Annotated in this window: 23 protein-coding genes; 11 read left to right on the top strand and 12 right to left on the bottom strand. The window is 68.6% G+C overall.

Annotation, left to right across the window (positions count from 1 at the left end; translation table 11 throughout):
- Positions 1–4: 4 nt before the first annotated feature.
- The 7 genes from ACFWMR_RS28575 to ACFWMR_RS28545 all read right to left on the bottom strand — a co-directional run bounded on the left by ACFWMR_RS28575 (position 5) and on the right by ACFWMR_RS28545 (position 9,102).
- Complete coding sequence (locus tag ACFWMR_RS28575) at positions 5–793, bottom strand: SDR family NAD(P)-dependent oxidoreductase (RefSeq protein WP_167406008.1); 789 nt, start codon at positions 791–793, stop codon at positions 5–7.
- 2 nt (positions 794–795) lie between these two features.
- Positions 796–2,505 carry a hydantoinase B/oxoprolinase family protein gene (locus tag ACFWMR_RS28570; RefSeq protein WP_378380594.1) on the bottom strand — a complete coding sequence of 570 codons (1,710 nt, stop codon included), beginning with the start codon at positions 2,503–2,505 and terminating at the stop codon, positions 796–798.
- Positions 2,502–4,562, bottom strand: coding sequence for a hydantoinase/oxoprolinase family protein (locus tag ACFWMR_RS28565; RefSeq protein WP_378380593.1), 2,061 nt, complete (start codon positions 4,560–4,562; stop codon positions 2,502–2,504). Before ACFWMR_RS28565 ends, ACFWMR_RS28570 begins: the two co-directional genes overlap by 4 nt.
- Complete coding sequence (locus tag ACFWMR_RS28560; protein WP_378380592.1) at positions 4,559–6,190, bottom strand: thiamine pyrophosphate-binding protein; 1,632 nt, start codon at positions 6,188–6,190, stop codon at positions 4,559–4,561. The genes ACFWMR_RS28565 and ACFWMR_RS28560 overlap by 4 nt, the downstream gene beginning before the upstream one ends.
- Positions 6,191–6,289: 99 nt before the next feature.
- A complete protein-coding gene (locus tag ACFWMR_RS28555; protein ID WP_378380591.1) occupies positions 6,290–6,916 on the bottom strand; it encodes a pyridoxamine 5'-phosphate oxidase family protein in 627 nt (208 codons plus the stop codon).
- Positions 6,909–8,066, bottom strand: a complete 1,158-nt coding sequence (locus tag ACFWMR_RS28550) for an NAD(P)/FAD-dependent oxidoreductase (protein ID WP_378380590.1) — start codon at positions 8,064–8,066, stop codon at positions 6,909–6,911. The genes ACFWMR_RS28555 and ACFWMR_RS28550 overlap by 8 nt, the downstream gene beginning before the upstream one ends.
- A complete protein-coding gene (locus tag ACFWMR_RS28545) occupies positions 8,050–9,102 on the bottom strand; it encodes a glutathione S-transferase family protein (RefSeq protein ID WP_378380588.1) in 1,053 nt (350 codons plus the stop codon). The genes ACFWMR_RS28550 and ACFWMR_RS28545 overlap by 17 nt, the downstream gene beginning before the upstream one ends.
- 96 nt (positions 9,103–9,198) lie before the next feature.
- Here ACFWMR_RS28545 and ACFWMR_RS28540 point away from each other — a divergent pair, with 96 nt between their 5' ends.
- On the top strand, positions 9,199–10,575 hold the full coding sequence (locus ACFWMR_RS28540) for a WS/DGAT/MGAT family O-acyltransferase (protein ID WP_378380607.1): 1,377 nt from the start codon (positions 9,199–9,201) through the stop codon (positions 10,573–10,575).
- Between the two features lie 61 nt (positions 10,576–10,636).
- Here ACFWMR_RS28540 and ACFWMR_RS28535 read toward each other — a convergent pair whose 3' ends face one another.
- A complete protein-coding gene (locus ACFWMR_RS28535; RefSeq protein ID WP_093932781.1) occupies positions 10,637–11,623 on the bottom strand; it encodes a PQQ-dependent sugar dehydrogenase in 987 nt (328 codons plus the stop codon).
- A gap of 315 nt (positions 11,624–11,938) precedes the next feature.
- On the opposite strand from ACFWMR_RS28535, the gene pqqA reads away from it, so the two are divergent.
- From pqqA to pqqB, 5 genes are all read left to right on the top strand, one after another.
- On the top strand, positions 11,939–12,034 hold the full coding sequence (pqqA, locus tag ACFWMR_RS28530) for a pyrroloquinoline quinone precursor peptide PqqA (protein WP_007033797.1): 96 nt from the start codon (positions 11,939–11,941) through the stop codon (positions 12,032–12,034).
- A gap of 103 nt (positions 12,035–12,137) precedes the next feature.
- Positions 12,138–12,818, top strand: coding sequence for a pyrroloquinoline-quinone synthase PqqC (gene pqqC, locus ACFWMR_RS28525; RefSeq protein ID WP_378380606.1), 681 nt, complete (start codon positions 12,138–12,140; stop codon positions 12,816–12,818).
- Between the two features lie 2 nt (positions 12,819–12,820).
- Positions 12,821–13,093 carry a pyrroloquinoline quinone biosynthesis peptide chaperone PqqD gene (gene pqqD / locus ACFWMR_RS28520; RefSeq protein ID WP_378380587.1) on the top strand — a complete coding sequence of 91 codons (273 nt, stop codon included), beginning with the start codon at positions 12,821–12,823 and terminating at the stop codon, positions 13,091–13,093.
- Positions 13,084–14,172: a pyrroloquinoline quinone biosynthesis protein PqqE gene (gene pqqE, locus ACFWMR_RS28515; RefSeq protein ID WP_378380586.1), complete on the top strand. Its 1,089-nt coding sequence runs from the start codon at positions 13,084–13,086 to the stop codon at positions 14,170–14,172. The genes pqqD and pqqE overlap by 10 nt, the downstream gene beginning before the upstream one ends.
- Positions 14,169–15,032, top strand: coding sequence for a pyrroloquinoline quinone biosynthesis protein PqqB (pqqB, locus tag ACFWMR_RS28510; protein ID WP_378380585.1), 864 nt, complete (start codon positions 14,169–14,171; stop codon positions 15,030–15,032). The genes pqqE and pqqB overlap by 4 nt, the downstream gene beginning before the upstream one ends.
- Here pqqB and ACFWMR_RS28505 read toward each other — a convergent pair.
- A complete protein-coding gene (locus tag ACFWMR_RS28505; RefSeq protein ID WP_378380584.1) occupies positions 15,029–16,003 on the bottom strand; it encodes an aldo/keto reductase in 975 nt (324 codons plus the stop codon). The genes pqqB and ACFWMR_RS28505 overlap by 4 nt on opposite strands.
- 109 nt (positions 16,004–16,112) lie before the next feature.
- Between ACFWMR_RS28505 and ACFWMR_RS28500 the strand changes: the two genes are divergently transcribed.
- Positions 16,113–16,631, top strand: coding sequence for a helix-turn-helix domain-containing protein (locus ACFWMR_RS28500; RefSeq protein ID WP_378380583.1), 519 nt, complete (start codon positions 16,113–16,115; stop codon positions 16,629–16,631).
- On the top strand, positions 16,628–17,848 hold the full coding sequence (locus tag ACFWMR_RS28495; protein ID WP_378274912.1) for an MFS transporter: 1,221 nt from the start codon (positions 16,628–16,630) through the stop codon (positions 17,846–17,848). Before ACFWMR_RS28500 ends, ACFWMR_RS28495 begins: the two co-directional genes overlap by 4 nt.
- Positions 17,849–17,897: 49 nt before the next feature.
- Here the strand turns inward: ACFWMR_RS28495 and ACFWMR_RS28490 are convergent, their stop codons facing one another.
- The gene (locus ACFWMR_RS28490) at positions 17,898–19,274 is read right to left on the bottom strand and encodes an amidase (RefSeq protein WP_378380582.1); all 1,377 of its coding nucleotides are present in this window, start codon (positions 19,272–19,274) and stop codon (positions 17,898–17,900) included.
- 7 nt (positions 19,275–19,281) lie between these two features.
- Positions 19,282–20,271 carry a D-2-hydroxyacid dehydrogenase gene (locus ACFWMR_RS28485; RefSeq protein WP_378274910.1) on the bottom strand — a complete coding sequence of 330 codons (990 nt, stop codon included), beginning with the start codon at positions 20,269–20,271 and terminating at the stop codon, positions 19,282–19,284.
- Between the two features lie 100 nt (positions 20,272–20,371).
- On the opposite strand from ACFWMR_RS28485, the gene ACFWMR_RS28480 reads away from it, so the two are divergent.
- From ACFWMR_RS28480 to ACFWMR_RS28470, 3 genes are read left to right on the top strand one after another with little or no spacing between them, the layout of a single operon-like run.
- The gene (locus ACFWMR_RS28480) at positions 20,372–21,112 is read left to right on the top strand and encodes a maleate cis-trans isomerase family protein (protein ID WP_093932771.1); all 741 of its coding nucleotides are present in this window, start codon (positions 20,372–20,374) and stop codon (positions 21,110–21,112) included.
- 44 nt (positions 21,113–21,156) lie between these two features.
- Positions 21,157–21,927: a maleate cis-trans isomerase family protein gene (locus ACFWMR_RS28475; RefSeq protein WP_378274909.1), complete on the top strand. Its 771-nt coding sequence runs from the start codon at positions 21,157–21,159 to the stop codon at positions 21,925–21,927.
- A gap of 3 nt (positions 21,928–21,930) precedes the next feature.
- Positions 21,931–22,623, top strand: a complete 693-nt coding sequence (locus tag ACFWMR_RS28470; protein ID WP_093932769.1) for a GntR family transcriptional regulator — start codon at positions 21,931–21,933, stop codon at positions 22,621–22,623.
- Positions 22,624–22,627: 4 nt separating this feature from the next.
- On the opposite strand, the gene ACFWMR_RS28465 is transcribed toward ACFWMR_RS28470, so the two are convergent.
- Positions 22,628–23,104 (bottom strand): DUF4262 domain-containing protein, encoded by a 477-nt coding sequence (locus ACFWMR_RS28465; RefSeq protein ID WP_093932768.1) that lies wholly within the window; start codon positions 23,102–23,104, stop codon positions 22,628–22,630.
- Positions 23,105–23,472: the final 368 nt, after the last annotated feature.

Genomic DNA, 23,472 nt, shown 5'->3' with positions numbered 1-23,472 from the left:
GGCGTTACCTGACACCGAGTTCGAAGTCGAGACTGTACCGGTTCCCAGGCATGGCGCCCGCCGCCTTGCCGCCGTCGATCGGGAGCGCGACGCCGTTGACGAACCGCGATTCGTCGCTGGCCAGGAAGACGACGGCCTTCGCGACCTCCCAAGCCTCGCCGACCCGTCCGGCTGGCGTGCTCGCGGTCAGCTGGTGTTGCTTGGCTTCGAAGTCCTCCGGTGACATGAGCGTGCCGCGCAGCATGTCGGTGTCGATGGCGCCCGGGTTGACCGTGTTCGCGCGGATCCCCTGGTGCGCGTGCGCGACGGCGATCGACTTCGTCAGGCCGACCAGCGCGTGCTTGGTCGCGTTGTACACCGGGTCGGCGGGGCGGCCCATCACCCCGCCGTTGGACGACGTCGTGATGATGCTGCCCGCCTTGTTCGCGATCATGTGCGGCAGCACCGCGCGCGTGCCGAGGAAGGCCGCCCGCACGTTCAGCGCGAAGATGTTGTCGAACTCCGCCAGTGTCGTGTCGGACAGGGGTTTCCCGAGGTGGATGCCGACGTTGTTGAACAGCACGTCGATCCGGCCGCCGGTTTCGGCGAGCACTCCGCGCACGAACTCGTCGACCTGGTCTTCGTCGGTGGCGTCCACAAGGGAGTGCGCGGCGCCCTCGACCGTTTCCGCGGTTTCGCGGATGTCGCTGGAGAACACGGTCGCGCCTTCGGCGACGAACTCCTTCACGGTGGCGAGCCCGATGCCCCTCGCGCCACCGAAGACCACCGCGACCTTGCCTGCCAGCCGGCCCATGCTCATTTCCTCCCTCTCAGCGAAACCGCCGTGTAGTCCTCCGGAAGCCGCACGAGCGCCTCGGGATCTCCGTGGTAGGTGACTTCGACGCCGTAAAGTTCACGCGCCGCTCTCGGCGTGATGTACCTGTCGACGACGTCGGCGAGCACGGCCTCCGGATCCCGCTCGAACGGGTCGCCGTAACCACCGCCGCCCGGGAGGAACACGTCCACCACGTCGCACGGCTTCAAGCTCACCCTGCTCTTCGATGGCAACGGGCCGCGAGTCAGCTCGAAACGGCCGACGGCTCCATCATGCCCCGAGTCCACACCGGACGCAGGACGAAGCACGCGATCCACGTTCCCGTTGACACTCCAGGAGATCTCGCCGCGTGCCGCCATCGTGGTGCACTGGCCCAGGCCGCCACGCCACTTCCCGGCACCACCGGAGTCCGAGCGCAGCACTCGCTCGCCCTGGATCAGCGGCGCCATCGTCTCGATGACCTCCGTCGGGGTGGACCGCAGCCCGCTCGGGAATCCGGTGGTGTTGAGACCATCCTTTGTGGACCGTGCGCCGATTCCGCCGGTCTGGAAGACGTTGAGCATGAACTCGCGGCCCTCGGCGTCGGTGCCGCGCCAGATCGTCATCCACAACGCGTCCGCGCTGTGCGCCAAAGCGTTTCCGGGCAAGGCTTCGCGCAGCGCGGTGATCAGCAGCGAGGGCAGGAAGTGCCCGATCAGATGCCGCGACGCGACCGGCGCGGGCGGCGTGCAGTTGAGCACCGATCCCTCAGGCGCGGTGACGTGCACCGGCCGGAACGACCCCGCGTTGTGCGGCACTTCCGGCGAAATGGCCGCCTTGACCGCGAACGAGGCGTACGCCCTGGTGTAGTTCAGGACGACGTTGATCCCACGACGGCTCTGCGGCGAAGACCCGGCGAAGTCGAGGTGGATCTCGTCGCCGTCGATGGTCACGGTGACCTTGAGGACGACTTCCTCGTCGTCGAACCCGTCGGTCGCCAATTCGCTGGTGTAGGTGCCGTCCGGTAGTTTCGCCAGCGCGTCCCGCAGCGCGCGCTCGGACCGGTTCATGATCTCCGCGGCGACGTCGTCGAGGGTGTCGAGAGCGAATTCCTCCAGCAGCCGCACCAGACTCGCGGCGCCGACCTCGTTCCCGGTGACCTGCGCGTACAGATCACCGATGGTCTCTTCCGGGGTGCGGACGTTCGCGCGGATCAGCAGTTCGAGATCCGCGTTGACCTCGCCCACGCGCAGGAACTTCATGATCGGCAGGCGCAGGCCCTCTTCGAACACCTCGGTGGCCTCGGCCGAGACCAGCCGTCCGCCGATGTCCGGGGCGTGGCAACAGGAAGCGAACCACGCGACCAGCCGTCCACGCAGGAACACCGGCGTCGCGACGGTGATGTCGTTGATCTGCCCGGCCGTCTGCCACGGATCGTTGGTGAGCAGGACGTCGCCGGGTTCCAGGGTCTCCGGCGGGTACGCGGCGACGAAGTGTCGCATCCCGGTCGCCATCGCGTTGATGTGGCCGGGGGTTCCGCCGACGGACTGGCCGATCATCTCGCCGCGCGAGTCGAACACCGCGCAGGCGAGGTCCAGTGATTCCCGCACCACGGACGAGAAAGCCGTGTTGACGAGCGCGTTCTGCTGTTCGGCCAGGATCGAGTGCAGCCGGTTTCCCAGCACTCCCACCAGGATCGGGTCCACGCTCACACCGTCACCACCAGACTGGCGTCTTCGCCGACCACGCAGTGAGCACCCGGAGGAACGACCACAGTGGACTCTCGCTCCTCCACGATGGCCGGCCCCTCGACGCGATCGCCTGGTTTGAGCCGGTACCGGTCGAACACCGCCGTGTCGACAAAGCCACCCTCGGCGGGAAAGTACGCCGGACGAGTTCCCTTGCGCGCGTCGCCTTCCGCCTCGGCGCCCGCGAGTTTCAGCGTGACTTCGGGTGCCGGACCGCTGGAAACGACGCGCCAGTTGAGCACCTCGACTCCGACGTCCGGTCCGATCCGCCGGTACAGCGTCCGATAGGTCTTGGTGAACGCGTCGACCAGCGACTCCGGCCACTCCCCCGGCTCGACCGGCACGCGGATCTCATAGCCCTGTCCGGAGTACCGCATCTCGGCGATCCGGCGATGCGTCACCCGCGCACCGTCCACACCGGACTTCTCCAGCAGTTCCCTGCCTTCGGCCTCCATCTCGGCGAACAAGGCGTCGACCTGTTCCCACGAGAGATCGAGAACCGCCGAACGAGCGGAGCGCACGAAGTCGAAGGCCAGCGGCGCGGTGAGGAATCCCGCCGCGCTCAGCACCCCGGCCGCCGGCGGGGCGACCACTTCGGGTGCGCCGAGTGCGCGCGCGACGCCGACCCCGTGCACCGGTCCGGCGCCGCCGAAGGTGAACATCGGCAGTTTCGCCGGATCCTTGCCGCGCTCGACGGCGTGGACGCGGGCGGCGTTGGCCATGTCCTCGTTGACGCTGGCGTGGATCCCCCAAGCGGCCTCTTCGACGCTGACGCCGAGCGGTCCGGCGATCTTCGAGCGGATCGCCTCTCGTGCGCCCTCGGCGTCCAGAGTCATTCCGCCGCCGAGGAAATACCCGGGGTCCAGGTAGCCGAGCACGAGGTCGGCGTCGGTCACGGTGGGCTCGGCGCCGCCGCGCCCGTAGCAGACCGGGCCGGGCTCGGACCCCGCCGAATCCGGGCCGACGGTGAGCAGGCCGAGCGCGTCGATGCGGGCGATCGAGCCGCCGCCGACGCCGATCTCGATCATGTCGGTGACCGGGACCTTGACCGGCAGTCCGGACCCCGGCAGCAGCCGGTACTTCCGGTCCACTTCGAACTCGTGCGTGACCAGCGGCGCGCCGCCGGAGATCATGCACAGTTTCGCCGTGGTGCCGCCCATGTCGAAGGCCAGCAGATCCTCGACCCCGGCCGCGGCCCCGATCGCGGACGCGGCCAGCGCCCCGCCCGCCGGACCGGATTCGAGGATACGGATCGGGTAGCGCGCGGCCGTGTCGACGGTCGCGATGCCGCCGTTGGACAGCATGATGTGCGGCGACGGCCGCACCCCGGCCTCGTGCAGGCGCCGTTCCAGGTCACGCAGATAGCGTTCGGTGAGGTCTTGGACGTAGACGTTCGCGACCGTGGTGGATGTGCGTTCGAACTCGCGGATCTCGGGGACGACCTCGCTGGACAGCGCGACCCGCAGCCTCGGCGCGACGTCCGCGAGCACCTCGGCGGCCCGCCGTTCGTGCGCGGGATTGGTGAAGGCGTGCAGGAAACAGATCGCCACGGCGTCGATCCCGCGAGCGTCGAGCTCGCGACCGAGCCGCGCGACGTACTCCTCGTCCAGGCCTTTGTGGACTGTCCCGTCGGCGAGAATCCGCTCGGGGACGTCGAAGCGCAGGTGACGCGGGACCAGCGGCGTCGGCAACTCGATGAGCAGGTCGTACAGTTCGTAACGATGCTCGCGCCGCATCTCCAGGACGTCACGGAAACCGGCGGTCGCCAGCAGCGCCGTGCGCGCCCCTTTACGTTCGATGAGCGCGTTCGTGACCAGCGTCGTGCCGTGCACGAACTGCTCGACGTCGCCCGCGTCCAGCCCGGCACCGGCGAGTGTCCTCTTGAGACCTTCCTCGACGGCGCGAGCGGGTTCGTCGTGCGTCGTCAGCACCTTGCCGACGGCGACGACCCCGGTCTCGTCGAGGACGCAGAGGTCGGTGAACGTGCCACCGATGTCCACGCCGACGCGGAGCCCGGTCACGAAGACCCCTTGCGATACCAGCGCGGCGAGGTGTTGAGCGGCGGCGCCATCTTCGCGCGGACGACCAGCACGTTCGGCTCGTCGGACTCGACGAACTCGCCGAGCAGCCGTCGGAACGCGCGTCCGAATCCGGAGACCCGGTCCGCGTGCACGCCGAAAGACCTCGCGAGGCCGACGAAATCGGGGCTGTCCCAGTCGACGCCACGGCGCGGCAGCCCGGCACGATCCTGGTCGTAGCGAAGCATCCCGTAGCCGCCGTCGTCGACGACGATCGTGGTGACCGGCAGCTGTTCCTGCGCCAGCGTGTGGAGATCGCCGCAGCCGAACAGGAAACCACCGTCACCGGTGACACAGATCGCGCGGCCGCCGCCCGCGGCCCCCGCGCCGAGCGCGGCGGGGAAACCGTAGCCGAGCGTGCCCCAGCCCATCGGATACGCGAGCTTGCGCGGCGCCCGGACGCGGTGGAACCCGCCGATCCAGTACCCGGCAACGCACATGTCCGCGACCACGACGGCGTCGGGCGGCAGCACTTCGTCCAAAGTGGACAAGAGGTCCGCGGCCTGCGGTTCCTCTTCCTTGATCCGCTGCCGGACCCGGGCGGAGACCTTGGCGAGCCTGCCGACGAGCGCCGCGATCCCGGATCGTTCCTCGACTTTCAGCGCCTCGGTGAGCACGCGGGCGTCACCGACCAGCGTGATGTCCGGCTGGTAGTTCTTGGCCGCGTCGTCCGGGTCGACGTTGATCGCGATGAGCTTCTTCGGCTGCGGCATCAGCCAGTTCTGCGTCATCAGCCCGTCGAAGTCGGTGCCGATGGCGAGGACGACGTCGGCCTCGTCCCACAGCGCGCCGACCTCGGGCGCGTGCACCGGGTTCGGGGCGAGGCAGGGGTGGTCGACCGACAGGAGCCCGCGCGCGCCGAACGTGGTGAGCACCGGAGCGGCCAGCCGTTCGGCGAGCTTCCCGATCGCCTCGCCCGCCTCGGCGCGCAGCGCGCCGCCTCCCGCCCAGATCAGCGGCTTGTCGGCGGCCGCGAGCAGCGCCTCGGCCTCGGTGAGATCCGGGATCTCGGACGGCCGGGCGTGCGACCTCGGCGGACGGCGGGCCGGCGTCCGTTCCGACAGGAAGTCGGTGGGGATGCCGAGGTAGACCGGCCCGCTCTGCGGCTGGAGCGCGAGCCGGGCCGCGCGGTGGAGGGTGGCGGCGACCTGGTCGGCGCTCGGGACGGTGAACCCGGCCTTCGTGACCGGCGCGAACATCGCCTGCTGGTCCGACGTCTCGTGCAGCACTCCGCGGACCACGCCGGGCCGCCGCAGCGTGGACGGGATGTCGGTCGCGATGATCAGGACGGGCGCGGCCGAAGCCATCGCCTCGCCGACGGCGGCGAGCGTGTTCGCCGCGCCGGGTCCCGTGGTCACCAGCGCGACGCCGAGCTTGCCCGTCGCGCGGGCGTATCCGTCGGCCGCGTACCCGGCGGTCTGTTCATGCCGGACCCCGACGAGCCGGATGTCCGTATCGGCCAGCGCCTCCCATAACGGCAGGTTGTGCACCCCGGGGAGACCGAAGACGACTTCGGTCCCCAGAGCGGTCAGCGCGTCGGCCAGATGCTGGGCTCCGGTGGGTGAAGGCACCCCGCCGATAGTGCCAGATCGTTCAACGATCCAGCAACCGTCAGCCACTGACCTCGTGAGTGGTAAGGACGGTTCTAACCATCCTTACCACTCACGAGGTCAGTACAGGCCGGCCGCGTACCGGTCCGGCGCGTAGTACGCCTCAAGGTCGGCCATGCTCTCCTCCGGCCGCTCGAAGGTCTTCGCGATCTCCGCGCGCGAAGGCATCGCCTCGGGCGTCCAGCTCTCCGGCGACCAGAGCTTCGACCGCATGAACGCCTTCTGGCAGTGGTGGAAGACCTCGTCGATGTCCACCACCAGCGCGAGCTTCGGCCTGCTGCCCTTCACGATCATGTCGTCGAAGAACGGCGCCGCCCGCACGAGCCGCGCGCGGCCGTTGACGCGCAGCGTGTCGCCGCGGCCGGGGATCAGGTAGATCAGCCCGACGTGCGGGTTCGACAGCACGTTGTGGAAACCGTCGGCGCGCCGGTTGCCCGGCCGCTCCGGGATCGCGATCCGGGTGTCGCTCAGCACCAGCGTGAACCCGGCGGGGTCACCCTTCGGCGAGACGTCGCAGGTGCCGTCCGCCGCCGACGTCGCGATGAGCACGAACGGTGACTCCGCGAGCCACTGACGGTCCATTTCGTGCAGCTTCGGGCGCGCCTTGTTCGCCGTGCGCTCCAGTGGCGGCGGCAGGATCTCGCGCAGCTCGGCGGTGGTGGTGACCTCGACGAAGTCCTCAGACAATGTTGTGCTCCCTCGTCACGGCCCGGTCGCCGGCGAACCGGCGGACGTCGAGCCCGGTGATGTCGATGGCCGGGACCCGCCCCAGGTAGAGGTCCCGTACGAGCTCCCCCACGGCGGGGCCCATCTGGAACCCGTGTCCCGAAAACCCGGTCGCGTAGAAGAACCGCGAAAGGTGGACGCTTTCCCCCACGATCTGGTTGCGGTCGGGCGTGACCTCGTACAGCCCGGCCCACCCGCCGCGGATCCCCGCGTCGAGCACCGCGGGCACCCGCCGGGCGGCGATCTCGGCGAGCTTCGGCAGCCAGTCGCCCGGCTGGTACCGGGTGTCGAAGCCGGGGTCGCCGTCACCGTCGCAGAAGGACATCGCCAGGCCGAGGCCCTCGCGGTGGAAGTAGAAGGCCGAGGGCATCTCGATGGTCAGCGGCACCGATTCGGGCAGATCCGCGACCGGTCCGGTGAACACCACCTGCCGCCGGTACGGCCGCACCGGGAGGTCGACACCGGCGAATTCGCCGATCCGCCCCGACCACGCGCCCGCCGCGCAGACCACCGCGTTCGTCCGCACGAAACCGTCGCCGGTCCGGACGCCGGTGATCTCGTCGCCGTCGCGTTCGATCCCGACGACCTCGACGCCGGTCTTCAGCACCGCGCCGTGCCCGCGGGCGGCCCGTGCGTAGCCCTGGACCGCCGAGTCCGGGGTGGCCTTGGCGTCGTCCGGCGACCACAGCGCCGCGACCACGCCTTCGATGTCGATCAGCGGGGAGAACCGCCGCGCCTCGGCGGGCTCGACGAGCCGGCTTCGGACGCCGTAGGAGTTCTGCAACGCGGCACAGCGCTCGAACTCGGGCAGGTCCGCGGGGTCGGTGACCAGGTACAGGTAACCGTCGCGGCGGAAGTCGATCTCGGTCCCGTACGTCTGCGCGAACGAGGCGTACTCGGCCAGCCCGCGCAGCCCGATCTCGATGTTGACGCGTGTGGTGAACGACGACCTGATCCCGCCCGCCGCCTTCGCCGTCGAGCCCGCGCCCAGCGTGTCGCGTTCGAGCAGCAGCACCGAGACCCCGGCGGCGGCGAGCCGGTACGCGCAGCTGACCCCGATGATGCCGCCGCCGATCACGACGACGTCGGTACGTTCAGGAAGTGGCTCCATCCGTGTCCTCGATCCGTTCGTCCTCGGGCGGCGGTCCCGGCGGCGTGCCGTCGCCGAACGGGCGCCCGCCCAGCTGCTCCCGGTGATGCGGCGTCGTCCAGCCGGACAGCTCCGGTCCCAAAGGGACGATCCGCGTCGGGTTCACCTGCTCGTGCACCTCGTGGTAGTGCCGCTTGATGTGGTCGAAATCGACGGTGTCACCGAAACCCGGTGTTTGGAAGAGGTCGCGGGCGTAGGCCCACAGCACCGGCTGCTCGGTCAGCTTGTTCCGGTTGCACTTGAAGTGTCCGTGGTAGACGGAGTCGAATCGGACGAGCGTGGTGAACAACCGGATGTCCGCTTCGGTGATCGTGTCGCCGACGAGGTAACGCTGCCTTTCGAGCCGGTCGGAAAGCGCGTCCAGCATGGCGAAGAGCCGGTGGTACGCGTCGTCGTACGCGCTCTGCTTGGTCGCGAACCCGGCCTGGTAGACGGCGGCGTTCACGTCGGCGAAGACACCCACGTTGACGTCGTCGATCTCGCCGCGCAGCCGCTCCGGGTAGAGGTCGGGCGCGCCGGGCCGGTGGTGGCTGGTCCATTCGGTGGAAAAATCGAGCGTGATCTGTGGATAGTCGTTGCTCACCAGCCACTTGCTCGGAATGTCCACAATGGCCGGAACGCTGATCCCGCCCATATAGTGCGGATCGGCCGCGTGATAGGCCTCGGCCAGGTACTTGATGCCGAGCACCGGATCCCGGTCATCGGGATCGAGGGTGAACCGCCAGCTCTTGTCGTCCTGGATCGGATCGGCCACGGCCACGCTCAGCGCGGACTCGAGTCCGAGCAGCCGCCGGACGATCAGCCCGCGGCTCGCCCAGGGGCAGGCCCGGCTGACCACCAGCCGGTACCTTCCCGCCTCCACCGGCCAGCCGTCGCGGCCGTCCGCGGTGATACGCGCGTCGAAATGGTTGGCGGACCGACGGAACTGTCCTGATGGGTTCTCGGCGGGAAAACGTACCTCGAACCTGCCCGTCTGCGGATCGGTCGGGATCGTCATGTGAGCCACCCTAAAGCGTGAGAAGGTGGTTTCGGTGTGCGTAGACTCTGGCACCCGGCGTGCTCGCACGCCGCCGCGCGGAAGGTGGTCCCCACGATGCCGTTCATGCCCGTCACCGACTCGATGTTCCTCCTCGTGGAAACGCGCGAGCATCCGATGCACGTCGGCGGTCTGCAACTGTTCAAGAAACCCGAGGACGCCGGACCGGACTACCTGCGGGACCTTCGCCGGAAACTGCTCGATTCCGACAACATGCGCGACGTGTTCCGCCGTCGTCCCGCCCGGCCGGTCAACACCGCGGGCCACGTCGCCTGGGCGACGGACAGCGATCTCGAACTCGACTACCACTTCCGCCATTCGGCGCTGCCCCAGCCGGGCCGGATCCGCGAGCTGCTGGAGCTGACCGGGCGCTGGCACAGCACCCTGCTCGACAGGCACCGCCCGCTGTGGGAGATCCACCTGGTCGAAGGCCTGCAAGACGGCCGGTTCGCGATCTACAGCAAGATCCACCACGCGCTGATGGACGGCGTCTCGGCGCTGCGTCATCTGCAAGGCACGCTGTCGGACGACCCGGCCGACCTCGACTGCCCGCCGCCGTGGGGCCGTCGGCCCAAGCCGGACGGCGGTCGCAACGGCAAGGCGTCACCCTCGGTGCTCAGTACCTTCGGCAAGACGGTCAACCAGCTCGCCGGCATCGCCCCCGCCGCGATGAAGGTGGCGCGGGAGGCGTTCCAGGAACACACGCTCACGCTGCCGGCGCAGGCGCCGAAGACGATGCTGAACGTGCCGATCGGCGGGGCCCGCCGGTTCGCCGCGCAGTCCTGGTCGCTGGACCGGGTGCGCAAGGTGGCGACCGCCGCCGGGGTGTCGCGCAACGACGTCGTCCTCGCGATGTGCTCGGGCGCGCTACGGGATTACCTCATGGAACAGAACGCGCTCCCCGACGCGCCGCTGACCGCGATGGTCCCCGTTTCCCTGCGGCGCAAGGACAGCGGGGACGCGGCGGGCAACAACATCGGCGCGCTGCTGTGCAACCTCGCCACCCACCTGACCGACCCGGCCGCCCGGCTCGCCACGATCAACGCGTCCATGCGCAATGGCAAGAAGCTGTTCTCGGAGCTGACCCCGTTGCAGACGCTGCTGCTGTCCGGGATCAACGTCGCCCAGCTCGGCGTGTCGCCGATCCCTGGTTTCGTGAACAATACGAAACCGCCGTTCAACCTGGTGATCTCCAACGTGCCGGGGCCGCGAAAGCAGATGTACTGGAACGGCGCGTCGCTCGACGGCATCTACCCGGCGTCCGTGCTGCTCGACGGGCAGGCGCTGAACATCACGCTGACCAGCAACGGGGACAACCTGGACTTCGGCGTCACCGGCTGCCGTCGGAGCGTGCCGCATCTCCAGCGCATCCTGACCCATCTGGACACCGCGCTCGCCGAGCTGGAACACGCCGCGTCCGTGGGGCGCAGCTGACTCGCGCGTTTAGTCCTCTGAATGCCGTTCTTCCGCATTCAGAGGACTAAACGCGTCGGAACTAGCTGCCGTCGGAGACGTAGATGGCGCCCGGGGTGATCGTGTACAGCTGTCCGTCCGGACCGGCGGTCGCGTCACGTGTGCGGCCGAGGTCGGTCCAGAGCTTGCCGCCGTTTCCGTTCAGATCTAGCTTGAACGTGCCGCCCTTGAGCGAGGCCATGTACAGCGAGCCCTTGTACGCCGCCAGCCCGCTCGGCGTCGCCGAAGACGTCGGCCACGCCTTGACCGGGTTGGTCATCCCCGCCGTGTTGCACGGGCCTTCGCAGGTCGGCCAGCCGTAGTTCTTGCCCGGTTCGACCTTGTTCAGCTCGTCGAGCTTGTTCGCACCGATGTCGGAGACGTACAGCTGCCCGTTCGCCCAGGTCAGGCCCTGGACGTTGCGGTGGCCGTAGGAGTAGACGCGGCTGTTGAACGGGTTGCCCGGCGCGGGCGCGCCGTCGGTGGTGACCCGCAGGACCTTGCCGCCGAGGGAGTTCTTGTTCTGCGCGTTGGCGCCGTTCTGGCCGTCGCCGGTACCCGCGTAGAGGTAGCCGTCGGGGCCGAACCTGATCCGCCCGCCGTGGTGGAAGTTCGCGCCACGCGGGATACCGGTGACGATCGGCGTCGGCGCCTGGCCCAGCTTCAGCTTGGCGATCCGGTTGTCGGAGCTGGTCGTGTAGTAGATGAAGACCGTCTGGTCGGTGGCGTATTTCGGCGAGACGGCGATGCCGAGCAGGCCGGCCTCCGGGGTGACGCTCACCCCGGGGATGGTCTGGACCGTGGTGACCTTGCCCGCCTTGTCGATCTTGCTGATCGTCTTGGCGTCCTTCTGCGTGAAGACGCCGGTGCCGTCGGGCAGGAAATCGATCGACCAGGCCTGGTTGAGGCCGCTCGCGATCTGTTTGATCGCCTGGACCGACGGCGCTTCGGCGGCTGCGGCCGGGACGGCCACGGCAGACGCGGCCGTCGCGGCGGCGAACGCGCAGGTGAGAGTACGACGTAAGGACATGAGACGCCTCCTTCAGCTACACCCCTGGAGCTCGGATGGCGGCGGAAGACGGGTGGTCGGGGTGCACCCGTCGAGTTGGATAGAAACACACCGTGGAATGAAACGGACACCACTGGACGGGCTATCACAGATGAGTCCGGTTAACCGTTGTATGCGCCGAGGGTGACGATCGGGCCAGCTCGATCGGCCATAGGAAGGAAACTTTACAAAATGGCTCGAGAACTTGGACCTTGCGTCTGGTCAGAATCGGCGGCCCGCTTCTAGGGTGACGGGGCTCGTCCCCGTTCGATCCCATGTGGACGTTAGGAGCAGAAGATGATCGAAACCATCGAGGTATGGACCACGCCGGACTTCGTCGAGTACGAAACTCCCATGGAGGTCACCGCTTACGCGGCCCGTATGGAGGACTGATTTCCCACTCGGTGGTGGGGGCCGTCCCCCACCACCGTGCCGCCGTCCCGATCAGCGAGCCGTTGGAGGCAGCATCGTGGCTCTTTCCCCTTCCGCCACGCCGATGTCGCCGTCGGAATTCGTCGCGGCCCTGCGTGGACTTTCCCACCGCTATTGGGGTACTCATCCCTTCCACCGGCGGATGCACGACGGCGAACTGTCCGAGCACGAACTGAAGATCTGGGCCGCGAACCGCTGGTACTACCAATACGTGCTCCCGCAGAAGGACGCCGCGATCATCAGCAACTGCCCGGTGCCGGAAATCCGCCGGGAATGGCTCGACCGCGTCGTCTATCACGACGGGACGAAAGCCGGGGACGGTGGAATCGAGCGGTGGCTCCGTTTGTGCGCCGCGGTCGGACTCGATCGCGAAGAGGTTCTCGATCAGCGGCACCTCGCCCCCGGCGTACGGTTCGCCGTCGACGCCTATGTGAATTTCGCCCGCACGAAACCTTGGCTCGAAGCGGTCGCTTCGGGCCTGACCGAAATGTTCGCCGGCCATCTCATGCAGCGGCGTGTCGCCGACATGCTGGCGAACTATTCGTGGATCGCGCGGGAAGACCTCGATTACTTCACCAACCGGATCGACAAGGTCTCCGGCGAGGGCAAGGGAACGCTCGACATCGTCGTACGGCACGCCGTCACCCGCGAGCAGCAGGAGAAGGCGATCGCCGCGTTGTCGTTCAAGACCGACGTGCTCTGGTCCATGCTCGACGCCATCGAGCGCGCCGCGGCCGAGGAGTAGCGATGACCACCCTCGAAATGGACTCGGTGCCGCGGCTTCGGCGCGGAGTCCGGCTGAGCTATGACCAGACCAGGGAAACGCACGTCCTCCTGTTCCCCGAAGGCGTGCTCGTCCCGAATCCGACCGCCGCGGCCGTGCTCTCGCTCTGCGACGGTGTCGCGGACGTCGCGGCGATCGCTTCGGCTTTGCGCGAACGCTACGCCGGGGTCCGCGAGGAAGAGATCCTGGAAGTCCTGTCCCGGCTGGGAGATCGGCGGATCGTCGAATGGACCTGAACACCTCCACCGCGGCGCCGCCTCTGGGCATGCTCGCCGAGCTGACCCATCGCTGCCCGCTGCACTGCCCGTACTGCTCGAACCCGGTCGAGCTGATCGCCCGTGACGGCGAACTGTCCACAGAGGAATGGCTGTCCGTGCTCACGCAGGCACGGGAACTCGGCGTGCTCCAGGTGCACATGTCCGGCGGCGAACCGCTCGCCCGGCCGGACCTGCCCATCCTGGTCGAGCACGCCACGAAACTGGGTTGCTACGTCAATCTGGTGACATCCGGGCTGGGGCTGACCGGGTCCAGATTGGACGATCTCGTCGAACGCGGCATCGCGCACATCCAGCTGTCCGTCCAGGGCGCGACCGCCGCACGCGCGGACCGGCTCGCCGGCGCACGGGCCCACGACCGGAAACTGGTCGCCGCCGAACTGATCAAGAAGGCCGGGCTGCCGCTTTCGGTGAACGTCGTGCTGCACCGGCAGAACCACGATCAGCTCGCCGGGATCATCGACCTGGCCGAGGAAATGGGCGCGGACCGGCTCGAACTGGCCAACACGCAGTACTACGGCTGGGCCCTGCGGAATCGCGACGCCCTGATGCCCACCCGGCGGCAGCTCGACGAGGCCGAGCCGATCGTGCGCGCGGCCACCGATCGGCTGCGTGGCCGCATGGAGATCATCTACGTCGTCGCCGACTACTACGAGCAGTACCCGAAGCCGTGCATGTACGGCTGGGGCGCGCGGCAATTGACCGTGGCGCCCGACGGGAACGTGCTGCCGTGTCCCGCGTCGACGGCGATCGAGACACTGGAGTTCGACAACGTCCGCGACAAGCCGCTGGCACGGATCTGGTACGAATCCAGTTCCTTCAACGCCTTCCGCGGTGAGGACTGGATGCCGGACACCTGCGGCACCTGCGATCGGCGGTCGATCGACTTCGGCGGCTGCCGATGCCAGGCGTTCCAGCTCACCGGTGACGCCTCGGCTACGGACCCGGTGTGCTCACGTTCGCCGGATCGCGGCGTCGTCGATCTCATCCTCTCCACACCGCCGAAGACGGATGAGCTCGTGATGCGGGGGCCGCGATGAGGGTGATCCTGCTCGGGACAGCGGCGGGCGGTGGCTTCCCGCAATGGAACTGCGCCTGCGCTCTGTGCGTTTCGGGCGCGCCGCCGCGGACGCAGGACTGTGTCGCGGTGAGCGCGGACGGCGAGAGCTGGTACCTGCTTAACGCGTCACCGGACATCCGCGCGCAGATCCTCGCCACGCCACCGCTGCGGGCCGGGCCAGGGCCGAGAGAGATACCGCTGCGAGGGGTGTTGCTCACCGACGCCGAGCTCGATCATTCACTCGGCCTGCTCCTGCTGCGGGAGGCCGGTGGGCTACCGGTCTGGGCACCGGAGGCCGTTCTGGGCGCGCTGTCCGAGCAGTTCCCCGCACGGTCGATCATCGACGGTTACGGCGGCTGGGAGTGGCTGCCGTCGTCGGAGGTCTCCATCGACGGGCTCCGGGTGAGCACGCTTCCCGTGAGCGACAAGCGGCCGAAGTACGCGCGTTCGTCCACTGAGGACGGTCCGTGGGTGGTCGCGTACCGGATCGAAGACGTCGAGACCGGCGGTGTCTTCGTCTACGCGCCTTGCCTGAAGAGCTGGCCGGACGGGTTCGACGACTTCACTCGCGACGCCGGCCTGGTGTTGCTGGACGGGACCTTCTACGCGCCGGACGAGATGTCGGGCGCCACCGCGGCCAAAGTCGGTGACGGCGCCCAGCTGGCGATGGGCCATCTGCCGATCACCGGCAGTCTCGCGAAGCTCCGGCCCGGCCCGCGCTGGGCGTACACCCATCTGAACAACACGAATCCGGTGGTCGATCCCGCCTCGCCGGAACACACCGCCGTACTGGACGGCGGCGCCTCACTTCCTTTGGACGGCACCGAATTCAAGCTTTAGGCGACACCTTCGGGGCTCGCTCCCGAAACGGGGACGGCGTCGGCGGTGAGGCGGTCGATCTCCGCGAGTTCGTCCACGGAGAGTTCGACGTCGGCCGCCGCGAGACTGGCTTCGATGTTGGCCGCCTTGCGCGCGCCCACGATCGCGACGTGCACACCCGGCCGGGCGAGCGTCCAGGCGATGGCGAGCTGACTGACCGAGATCCCTTTGCCCGCGGCGAATTCCTTGAGCCTGTCGACGATGGCGAGGTTGCGCCGGAAGGTCTCCCCGGTGAACGCCGACGACCGCGAACGCCAGTCGGTTTTCTCGAACGTCGTCTCCGGCGTGAAGGATCCGGTCAGCAGGCCACTTCCCAGCGGGCTGTACACGAGCACGCCGATGTCGTTCTCCCGCGCGTACGGCAGAGGATCGGTTTCGAGGTCGCGGCGGAACAGGTGATACGGCGGCTGAAGGGTTTCCACCGGGCGGGTCCTGTCGAAGTCGGCCAGCCCCGCGGCGTCGTAGTTCGAGACACCGACATGCCGGATCTTCCCGGCGTCGACGAACTCTTGCAGGATCCCCGCGGTCTCCTCGGCGGGCGCGTCGGAATCGGGCCAGTGGATCTGGTAGAGGTCGATGTGATCGATGTCGAGGTACCGAAGGCTGTCCTCGATCCCCTGTGCCAGCCACTCGCGCCGGGAGTCACGCGGCCGTTCGGAACGCGGCTTGATGCCGCCTTTCGTTGCTATGACCAGGTTGTCGCGGTCGCGCTTGAGTTCTTCGCGCAACGCCTTCCCGAGCATCGCTTCGGATTTCCCGAAACCGTAGGCCTGAGCGGTGTCGAAGAAGGTGACCCCGAGTTCGCGGGCGTGGTGGATCGCGGCGATCGCCGCGTCCTCGTCGAACGAACCCCAGTCCCCGCCGAGCTGCCAGGTGCCGAAGGCGATCCTCGACACCTCGAGGCCGCTCCTGCCCAATGTCGTCGTACGCATGCCCTCCAGCAGAGCACAGACATCGGATCAGTGCACCGGATCTCCCGGCCAACGAAACCCCCAAATAACTGTTTGACGGTCAGCGTCCCGGCAGTCGATACTCGGCCGCATGCCCGAATCCCCCGGCCTCGACGGATTGCGCGTCCTCGCCCATCCCGTCCGGCTGCGTATTCTGTCGCTTTTGACCGGTGCCGCGATGAGTGCGGCCGAAGCCGCGCGTGAACTCGGTGAGACACAAGCGAATGTCAGCTATCACCTGCGGCGGCTGCACGAGGCCGGACTGCTCGACGTCGTCGAGGAGGTCCGGATCCGGGGCGGGCTGGCGAAACGCTACCGGCACGATCCGGAGTCCGGGACGCGGTTCACGTCGATGAATCCGGAGGAGGACCGGCTTCTCATCACGACGATGGCCTCCGAACTCGAACGCCGCAGCGAGTTCCACGTCCGCGGCGAACACGGGCTGACGGCCGACGTGGAGATGTGGGTCGACCGTGAGACCTGGAAGAAGGCGCTCGCCCACGCCCATGAACTGAGCGAGCTTCTGCACTCGGCCGCGAAACCGCCCCGCACCCGGGGGACGATCCCGGTCAGCGCGACGGTCGCGATGTTCGAGATGAGGCGACCGTGACCTCTTTGCGTGAACCGCTGCGTCACCACAACTTCCGGTGGCTGATCGGCGGCCGCACGTTCGGGGAGTTCGGCAACGCCGTCGCCCCGCTCGCGCTGGCTTTCGCGGTGATCGACCTGACCGGTTCGGCCGTCGACATCGGCATCGTCGTCGGGGCACGGTCGGTGGCGAGCGTCGTCCTGCTGCTGTTCGGCGGGGTGCTGGCGGATCGGCTGCCACGCTCGGTGATCCTGCAAGGCACCGAAGTCGCCGCCACGCTGACCCAGGCGCTCATCGCGGCGAGCGTCCTTTGTGGATTCGCTTCGATCCCGCTGCTGGTCGGCTTGAGCGTGGTCAACGGCGCGGTGGCCGCGATCTCGGCGCCCGCCTCGGCGTCGCTGACCCCGTTGACGGTGCCCGCCGCCCTGCTGGCGCAGGCCAATGCCCTGGCCAGGCTGCTCTCGAACTCCGGCCGGATCGCCGGCGCCGGACTCGGCGGCATCCTGGTCACCGCGGTCGGCCCCGGCTGGGCGCTCGGCGGCAACGCGCTGCTGTTCCTCGGCTCCGCCCTGTCCTACCGGCGCATCCGCCTCAACCGCCGGGAGCGGGTCCCCGGCAGCCGTCCACTGGCGGAACTCGCCGAAGGCTGGCGCGAGTTCCGGTCACGGACCTGGGTGTGGGTCGTGGTCGTGCAGTTCATGGTGGTGAACGCCGTCATCGCCGGCGGGATCGGGGTGCTCGGCCCGCTCGTCGCCGACGGCAGTTTCGGGCGCACCGGCTGGGGGTTCGCCCTCGCCGCGCAGACGATCGGCTCGCTCGCCGGCGGGATCCTCGTGGCCCGCTGGCAGCCGCGGCGCGCGCTGTTCGTCGGGGTCGCGGTGATCCTTTTCGAAGCGCCGCCGTTGATCCTCCTCGGCCAGGCGCCGTTGCTGCCGCTGCTGCTGGCGGCCATGTTCGTCTCGGGCCTGGCGATCGAGCAGTTCGTGGTGGCGTGGGACGTCTCGCTGCAGGAGAACGTGCCCGAGGACAAACTCGCGCGCGTCTACTCCTACGACATGCTCGGTTCGTTCATCGCCCTGCCCCTCGGGCAGATGGCGGCGGGGCCCGCCGCGCAGCACTTCGGGGTCGGCACGACCCTGCTCGCGTGCGCCGCGCTGGTCGTGGCCGCCACCTGTCTCGCGCTGTGCAGCGGCCAGGTGCGCGGCCTCGTCCGGAAGACCCACGCCACCCGGCCCTGACCCCGCCCCGAGAAGCGATAGCAAAGGTCCCTTGCTCCCTTTCCGCTGGTCACGGCCAGGGACGGACCTCTTCGAGGAGTTTCGCGACCGCGAGCACCAGGTCGTCGGAGTGCCTCGGGCCGACGATCTGGAGACCGACCGGGAGCCCGCCGGAGGTGCGGCCCGCCGGGACGCTGATGGCGGGCTGCTGGGTCATGTTGAACGGATAGGTGAACGGCGTCCAGTCCGGCCAGCCGCTCAGCCCGCTGCCCGGCGGCACCTCGTGCCCGGCCTCGAAGGCGGCGATCGGGAGGGTCGGCGTGATCAGCACGTCGTGGCGCGTGTGGAACTCGCCCATCAGGATGCCCAGCGCGGCCCGCTCGGCGTTGGCGCCGAGATAGTCGCTCGCCGAGAAGGTCTTGCCGAGCTCCCACACCTTCCGCAGCCCGGGATCGACCTTGGTCTCCGAACCGGCGGGGAAGGTGTCCAGCCACTTGGCCGCCCCCGTCGACCACAGGATGTCGAAGGCGGCTTTGGGGTCGCCGAAGCCGGGGTCGGTCTCTTCGATGTGCAGGCCCGCGTCGCCCAGCGCCTGGACAGCCGACTTGACGATCGCCGCGACCTCCGGGTCGACGTCGACGTAGCCGAGCGTCGGCGAGTAGGCGGCGTTCAGTCCGCGCACGTCCCGGCGGACGGCTTCGCGGAAGGTCGAGACGGGCGGGGCGAGTGCCGCCGGGTCGCGGTAGTCGGGCATCGCGAGGACGTCGAGGAGCAGTGCCGTGTCGTCCACCGAACGCGCCATCGGGCCGGCGTGCGAGAGCGGTCCGAACGGGCTCGCCGGGAACAGCGGGATCCGGCCGTGTGTCGGCTTGAGACCGACGATCCCGCAGAACGAAGCCGGAATCCGGATCGAGCCGCCGCCGTCCGTGCCGACGGAGAGCTCGCCCATCCCCGCCGCGACCGCCGCGGCGCTCCCACCGCTGGACCCGCCCGCCGTCGTCGACAGGTCGTGCGGGTTGCGGGTGATACCGGTCAGCGTGTTGTCGGTGACGCCCTTCCACGCGAGTTCCGGCGTCGTGGTCTTTCCCAGCAGCACCAAGCCGTTCTCACGCAGCCGCGCGGTGACCGGGCTGTCGACGTCCCACGGCTGGTCGGGGTCGATGCACCGCGAACCGCGCAGCGTCGGCCAGCCCTGCGTCAGGAACATGTCCTTGATCGAGGCCGGGACGCCGTCGAGCCAGCCGATCGGATTGCCGTCCCGCCAGCGGATCTCGGACGCCTTCGCCTGTTCGAGCGCTCCATCCGCGTCGACGAGGCAATAGGCGTTGGTCTCGCCGTCGCGTTCTTCGATGACCCGCAACGCGTTCTGGGTGGCCTCGACCGGCGACAGCTCCCCGGTGGCATACGCGGAGACGAGCTCACTCGCGGTCAACTTGGTGTCGTTCATCCGGCCCCTAACCTTGGCGAAGCGTCTCCGACGGCACGTATCCGAGCTGCTTGTCCACGACGTTGCGCAGCGGCTCCCCCGCGCGCCAGCGACGGAAGTTGTCCGCGAACACCTCTACCAGAGTATTACGCCAGCCGACGAAGTCGCCCGACATGTGCGGCGAGATCAGCACGTTCTCCATGGTCCACAAAGGACTCTCGGCGGGCAGCGGCTCGGTGTCGAAGACGTCGAGCGCGGCACCCCCGAGCGAGCCGTCCCGCAGGGCGCCGACCAGGTCCGAAGTGACGACCAGTTCCCCGCGGCCGACGTTGACGAACCGGGCGCCGGGCTTCATCGCGGCGAAGGCTTCGGCGTCGAACATGCCCTTTGTCTGCCCGGTCAGCGGCGCGACCGCGACGACGTAGTCCGCCTCGGGAAGGTGGCGAGTCAGGTCCGAAGAGGAATACACGTCCCCGAAGTCCGGATCGCCCTCACGAGGACGGCGGCCGACACCCGCCACCGACATCCCGGCCGCCCGCAGCATCCGCGCGATCGACCGGCCGATCGGCCCGGTGCCGACCACGAGGACCCGGCGGCCGGAGATCCGTTCACTCTCCCGGTGCTTCCACCGCCCTTGCCGCTGGAGGTCCCACGAACGGACGAAATCCTTGGCGAACGTGAGGACGACTCCGAGGACGTACTCGGCTATCGCCCCGTCGAACACGCCACGCGAGTTGGTGAGCACGACGTCGCTCTCCTGCAGCCCCGGGAAGAGCACGGGGTCGACGCCCGCGCTGGCGATGTGCAGCCAGCGCAGCCGGTCGGCCGCGTGCCAGGCACCCGGGACGGCGGTCGAAAGGAAGTCGTAGACGAAGAGCGCGTCCGCTCCGGATAACGCGTCGGCCAAGCCGGCCTCGTCGGTGTAACGAACCACCGCTTCGTCTTCGATAGCGCGCATGTCCGGTGGGCGTGTGTCTCCGCAGAGCACCGCCAGCACAGGGGTCTCCGAGGCGATCACGTTGACACCGTAAAAGTGGCTCGTATGATTGTCAACAATCCGAGGAACGACCCCCGGAGCACCGGACCTGTGACAGCAGAAGCTTTCCGGAGGCTGAGACTTGGATTTCGACTTACTGGAGTTCGAAGGCCCGTTGGCGCAGCGCGGTATCGGCGTGATCGCTCCCTTCGACCTTGCCCTGGAACGCGAACTGTGGCGCTGGGTGCCCATGGAGGTCTCCCTCCATCTGGCGCGGACGCCGTACGAGCCCGTGCCCGTCAGCATGGAGATGGCCCAGCTCGTCAGTGACAGCAGGCACCTCGCCGCCGCCACGAGAGACGTGCTCCACGTGGAGCCCGAAGTCGTCGCCTATCTGTGCACCTCCGGCAGTTTCGTCAACGGTGTGGACTACGAACGCTCGCTGACCAAGGCGATCTGCGACGCGGGCGCGCTGGACGCCGTCACCACCTCCGGCGCCCTGGCCGAGGTCCTGCACCAGCTCGACCTCCACCGCGTCTCGGTACTGACGCCCTACGACGGCGACCTGACCGGGAAGCTGCACGACTTCCTGGACGAACTCGGCGTGCGTACCGTCTCGAGCGATCACCTCGGCCTGGGCGGCGGCATCTGGAAGGTCAGCTACCGGACCATCGCCGAACGCATCCTCGCCGCGGATCACGCCGACGCCGAAGCCATTTTCGTCAGTTGCACCAACCTCCCCACCTACGATCTGATCGAGCCGCTCGAAAGCGCGCTCGGCAAGCCCGTCCTCACCGCGAACCAGCTCACGATGTGGGCCTGCCTCCGGCGGATGAACCTGCCGATCGTCGGGCCCGGCAAGTGGCTCCGGGAGGTCGACTGACCTCTTCGCCTACGATTGTCGACAATCTGTCCTCCGGAGGTCCCGTGCCCATCACCCCGTTCAGCCCACCCGAGCCGCCGTCCGAGACGACCACGATCGGATTCATCTATCCCGATCACGCGGCCGAAGACGACTACCCGCTCGCGGAGCAGCTCCTCGGCGGCGACATGGCCGGGATCAAGCTGCCCGTCGAGCACATCTACGGGACCGATCTGCACGCCGTGCCCGAGCTACTGGACCTCGGCAGCGAAAGCCGTCTCGCCGACGGCGCCGCGCTGCTGGCCAAGCACGAGCCGGACGCGGTGGTCTGGGCGTGCACCAGTGGCAGCTTCGTCTACGGCTGGGATGGCGCCCGCGACCAGGCCGACCGGCTGGCCGCCGTCGCCGGCGTCCCGGCGTCGAGCACCTCTTTCGCCTTCGTCCACGCCGCTCACGCCCTCCGCGTCCGGCGGGTCGCGGTCGCCGCCAGCTATCCGGACGACGTCGCCCGGCTGTTCGTCGAGTTCCTCGGCGCAGGTGGGATCGAGGTGGTCTCGATGGGCAGCGCGGACATCGACACCGCCGCCGAGGTCGGCGAACTCAGCCCGGAGGCCGTCATCGAGCTCGCGGCGAGCGGCGACCACCCGGCCGCCGACGCGCTCCTCGTCCCCGACACCGCCATGCGGACACTCGGCGAGATCAACACTCTCGAGACCCGGCTCGGCAAGCCGGTACTGACCGCCAATCAGGTCACCGTCTGGGAGGGCCTGCGGCTGACCGGGAAGTCCCCGCTCGTCCGCACACTGGGCGCGCTGTTCGGGCAGAGGGGCAGCTGAACCATGTCCTTGCCGGATATCGAGCCGGTCAGCCGGGAATCGACCGCCGGGATCATCGCGCGCCAGTTGCGGGACGCGATCATGACCGGCGCTCTCCCTCCCGGCACCCAGCTCGGTGAAACGGACCTGGCCTCCCGGTTCCAGGTCTCGCGGGGACCGCTGCGAGAGGCGATGCAGCACCTCGTTTCCGAAGGACTCCTGCGCAGCGAGCGCCACCGCGGACTGTTCGTGATCGACCTCGAACCCGGCGACGTCTACGACATCTACTCGGCACGCTCGGCCATCGAGCGCGCCGCGATGCTGCGGGCACTGCGCGGCGACCGGGAACGGGTCGCCACCGAACTCGAACAGGCCGTGGCCGCCATGGCCGCCGCCGCGGACGACGACGATCCCACCGCGCTCTCCTGGGCGGACCTCCGTTTCCACGAGGCGCTGATCGCCGCCTCCGGCAGCAAACGGCTCGTGCGCATGGCCCGGACCCTGCTGATCGAGACCCGGATGTGCCTCACCGCGTTGCAGGGGACCTACCAGCGGGTCGAGGAGCGGGTCACCGAGCACACCCGGATCATCGAGGCCCTGCGGGCCGGCGACGAAGAGACCGCGCTGTCGTTGCTGGAAGCCCACATGGAGGACGCCGTCCAGCGGCTGGCCCCGGGGACCAGCCTGCGGGAGGGCGAGGCTCCCGCGGTTCCGTAGGGATTCAGGCACGGCGCCGCGCCCCGAGCACCGGCTGCCCACCCGTCCCGCCACGGAACTCCCTGTCCCACGGCCAATTGCCGTGCTCGTCCTCATAGACCAGTTGCAGGGCACGGAATTCTTCGCCGTACATCAGCACAGCGGTGAGCAGGTGCGCCGACGGCGTATCGAGTGGAACGACCTCGAACGCGGGCCATCCGACCGCGGCGGGCAGCACCTCACCCGGCTCCGGCGGCCCCGACCGGACCACCCGCCGGGCGAAATAGTTCAGCAGCTGACCGGATCTTCGCTCTCTCAGGCCGGTGACGGCGAGCTCCGGCAGCCCGGCGTCGGTGAGCCCGACGGTGTACGCGAGAGCGGGTTGTGCGATTCCGCTCTCGACCGTCTGCACCATCCAGCCGTGCTTCCGGATCAGTGGACGGACCTCCTCCACGAGGTAGTCGTCGCGGGTCTTCCCGGGGTTGTCGCAATGCCAGCACATCGGTGCTCCTCCAGTCGTCGAATCCGATGATCGACACTGTGCACCGGGACACCGACAAAAACTCGCGGCCAGGATCGAAACGGGTTCGCCGAATGGAAATCTCGCGCCGAGTTTTCCTTGTGCAGCAACGCTTATCTCGCTCCAGAAGAAGTTGCCTCATGACTTGCCGACTTCGAATGCCGCGAAGATGTCCTTCGGGCCACCGGGTACGCCGGGTCGACGAACCGGGCGGTGTGGTGATTCGTGTGGCGCCACGTCGCGGTGTCCCGAATGTGGCATCGGAGACGCTGAGCGTCTCCAATGCCACATTGGCAGCATCGGGTTTCCACCAGGCACGTTCACCACTCGCGATCCAAGTACATGAAGGC

Source organism: Amycolatopsis thailandensis (genome assembly GCF_042723255.1).
GTDB lineage: Bacteria > Actinomycetota > Actinomycetes > Mycobacteriales > Pseudonocardiaceae > Amycolatopsis > Amycolatopsis thailandensis.
This window is presented reverse-complemented; position numbering and strand designations above follow the sequence as displayed.

What these genes read in the sequence shown, in the direction of transcription:
- ACFWMR_RS28575 (WP_167406008.1), bottom strand. Translation starts at nt 793, where the DNA reads ATGGGCCGGCTGGCAGGCAAGGTCGCGGTGGTCTTCGGTGGCGCGAGG.
- ACFWMR_RS28550 (WP_378380590.1), bottom strand. Translation starts at nt 8,066, where the DNA reads ATGGAGCCACTTCCTGAACGTACCGACGTCGTCGTGATCGGCGGCGGC.
- ACFWMR_RS28545 (WP_378380588.1), bottom strand. Translation starts at nt 9,102, where the DNA reads ATGACGATCCCGACCGATCCGCAGACGGGCAGGTTCGAGGTACGTTTT.
- ACFWMR_RS28540 (WP_378380607.1), top strand. Translation starts at nt 9,199, where the DNA reads ATGCCGTTCATGCCCGTCACCGACTCGATGTTCCTCCTCGTGGAAACG.
- ACFWMR_RS28535 (WP_093932781.1), bottom strand. Translation starts at nt 11,623, where the DNA reads ATGTCCTTACGTCGTACTCTCACCTGCGCGTTCGCCGCCGCGACGGCC.
- pqqA (WP_007033797.1), top strand. Translation starts at nt 11,939, where the DNA reads ATGATCGAAACCATCGAGGTATGGACCACGCCGGACTTCGTCGAGTAC.
- pqqC (WP_378380606.1), top strand. Translation starts at nt 12,138, where the DNA reads ATGTCGCCGTCGGAATTCGTCGCGGCCCTGCGTGGACTTTCCCACCGC.
- pqqD (WP_378380587.1), top strand. Translation starts at nt 12,821, where the DNA reads ATGACCACCCTCGAAATGGACTCGGTGCCGCGGCTTCGGCGCGGAGTC.
- pqqE (WP_378380586.1), top strand. Translation starts at nt 13,084, where the DNA reads ATGGACCTGAACACCTCCACCGCGGCGCCGCCTCTGGGCATGCTCGCC.
- pqqB (WP_378380585.1), top strand. Translation starts at nt 14,169, where the DNA reads ATGAGGGTGATCCTGCTCGGGACAGCGGCGGGCGGTGGCTTCCCGCAA.
- ACFWMR_RS28505 (WP_378380584.1), bottom strand. Translation starts at nt 16,003, where the DNA reads ATGCGTACGACGACATTGGGCAGGAGCGGCCTCGAGGTGTCGAGGATC.
- ACFWMR_RS28500 (WP_378380583.1), top strand. Translation starts at nt 16,113, where the DNA reads ATGCCCGAATCCCCCGGCCTCGACGGATTGCGCGTCCTCGCCCATCCC.
- ACFWMR_RS28490 (WP_378380582.1), bottom strand. Translation starts at nt 19,274, where the DNA reads ATGAACGACACCAAGTTGACCGCGAGTGAGCTCGTCTCCGCGTATGCC.
- ACFWMR_RS28470 (WP_093932769.1), top strand. Translation starts at nt 21,931, where the DNA reads ATGTCCTTGCCGGATATCGAGCCGGTCAGCCGGGAATCGACCGCCGGG.
- ACFWMR_RS28465 (WP_093932768.1), bottom strand. Translation starts at nt 23,104, where the DNA reads ATGTGCTGGCATTGCGACAACCCCGGGAAGACCCGCGACGACTACCTC.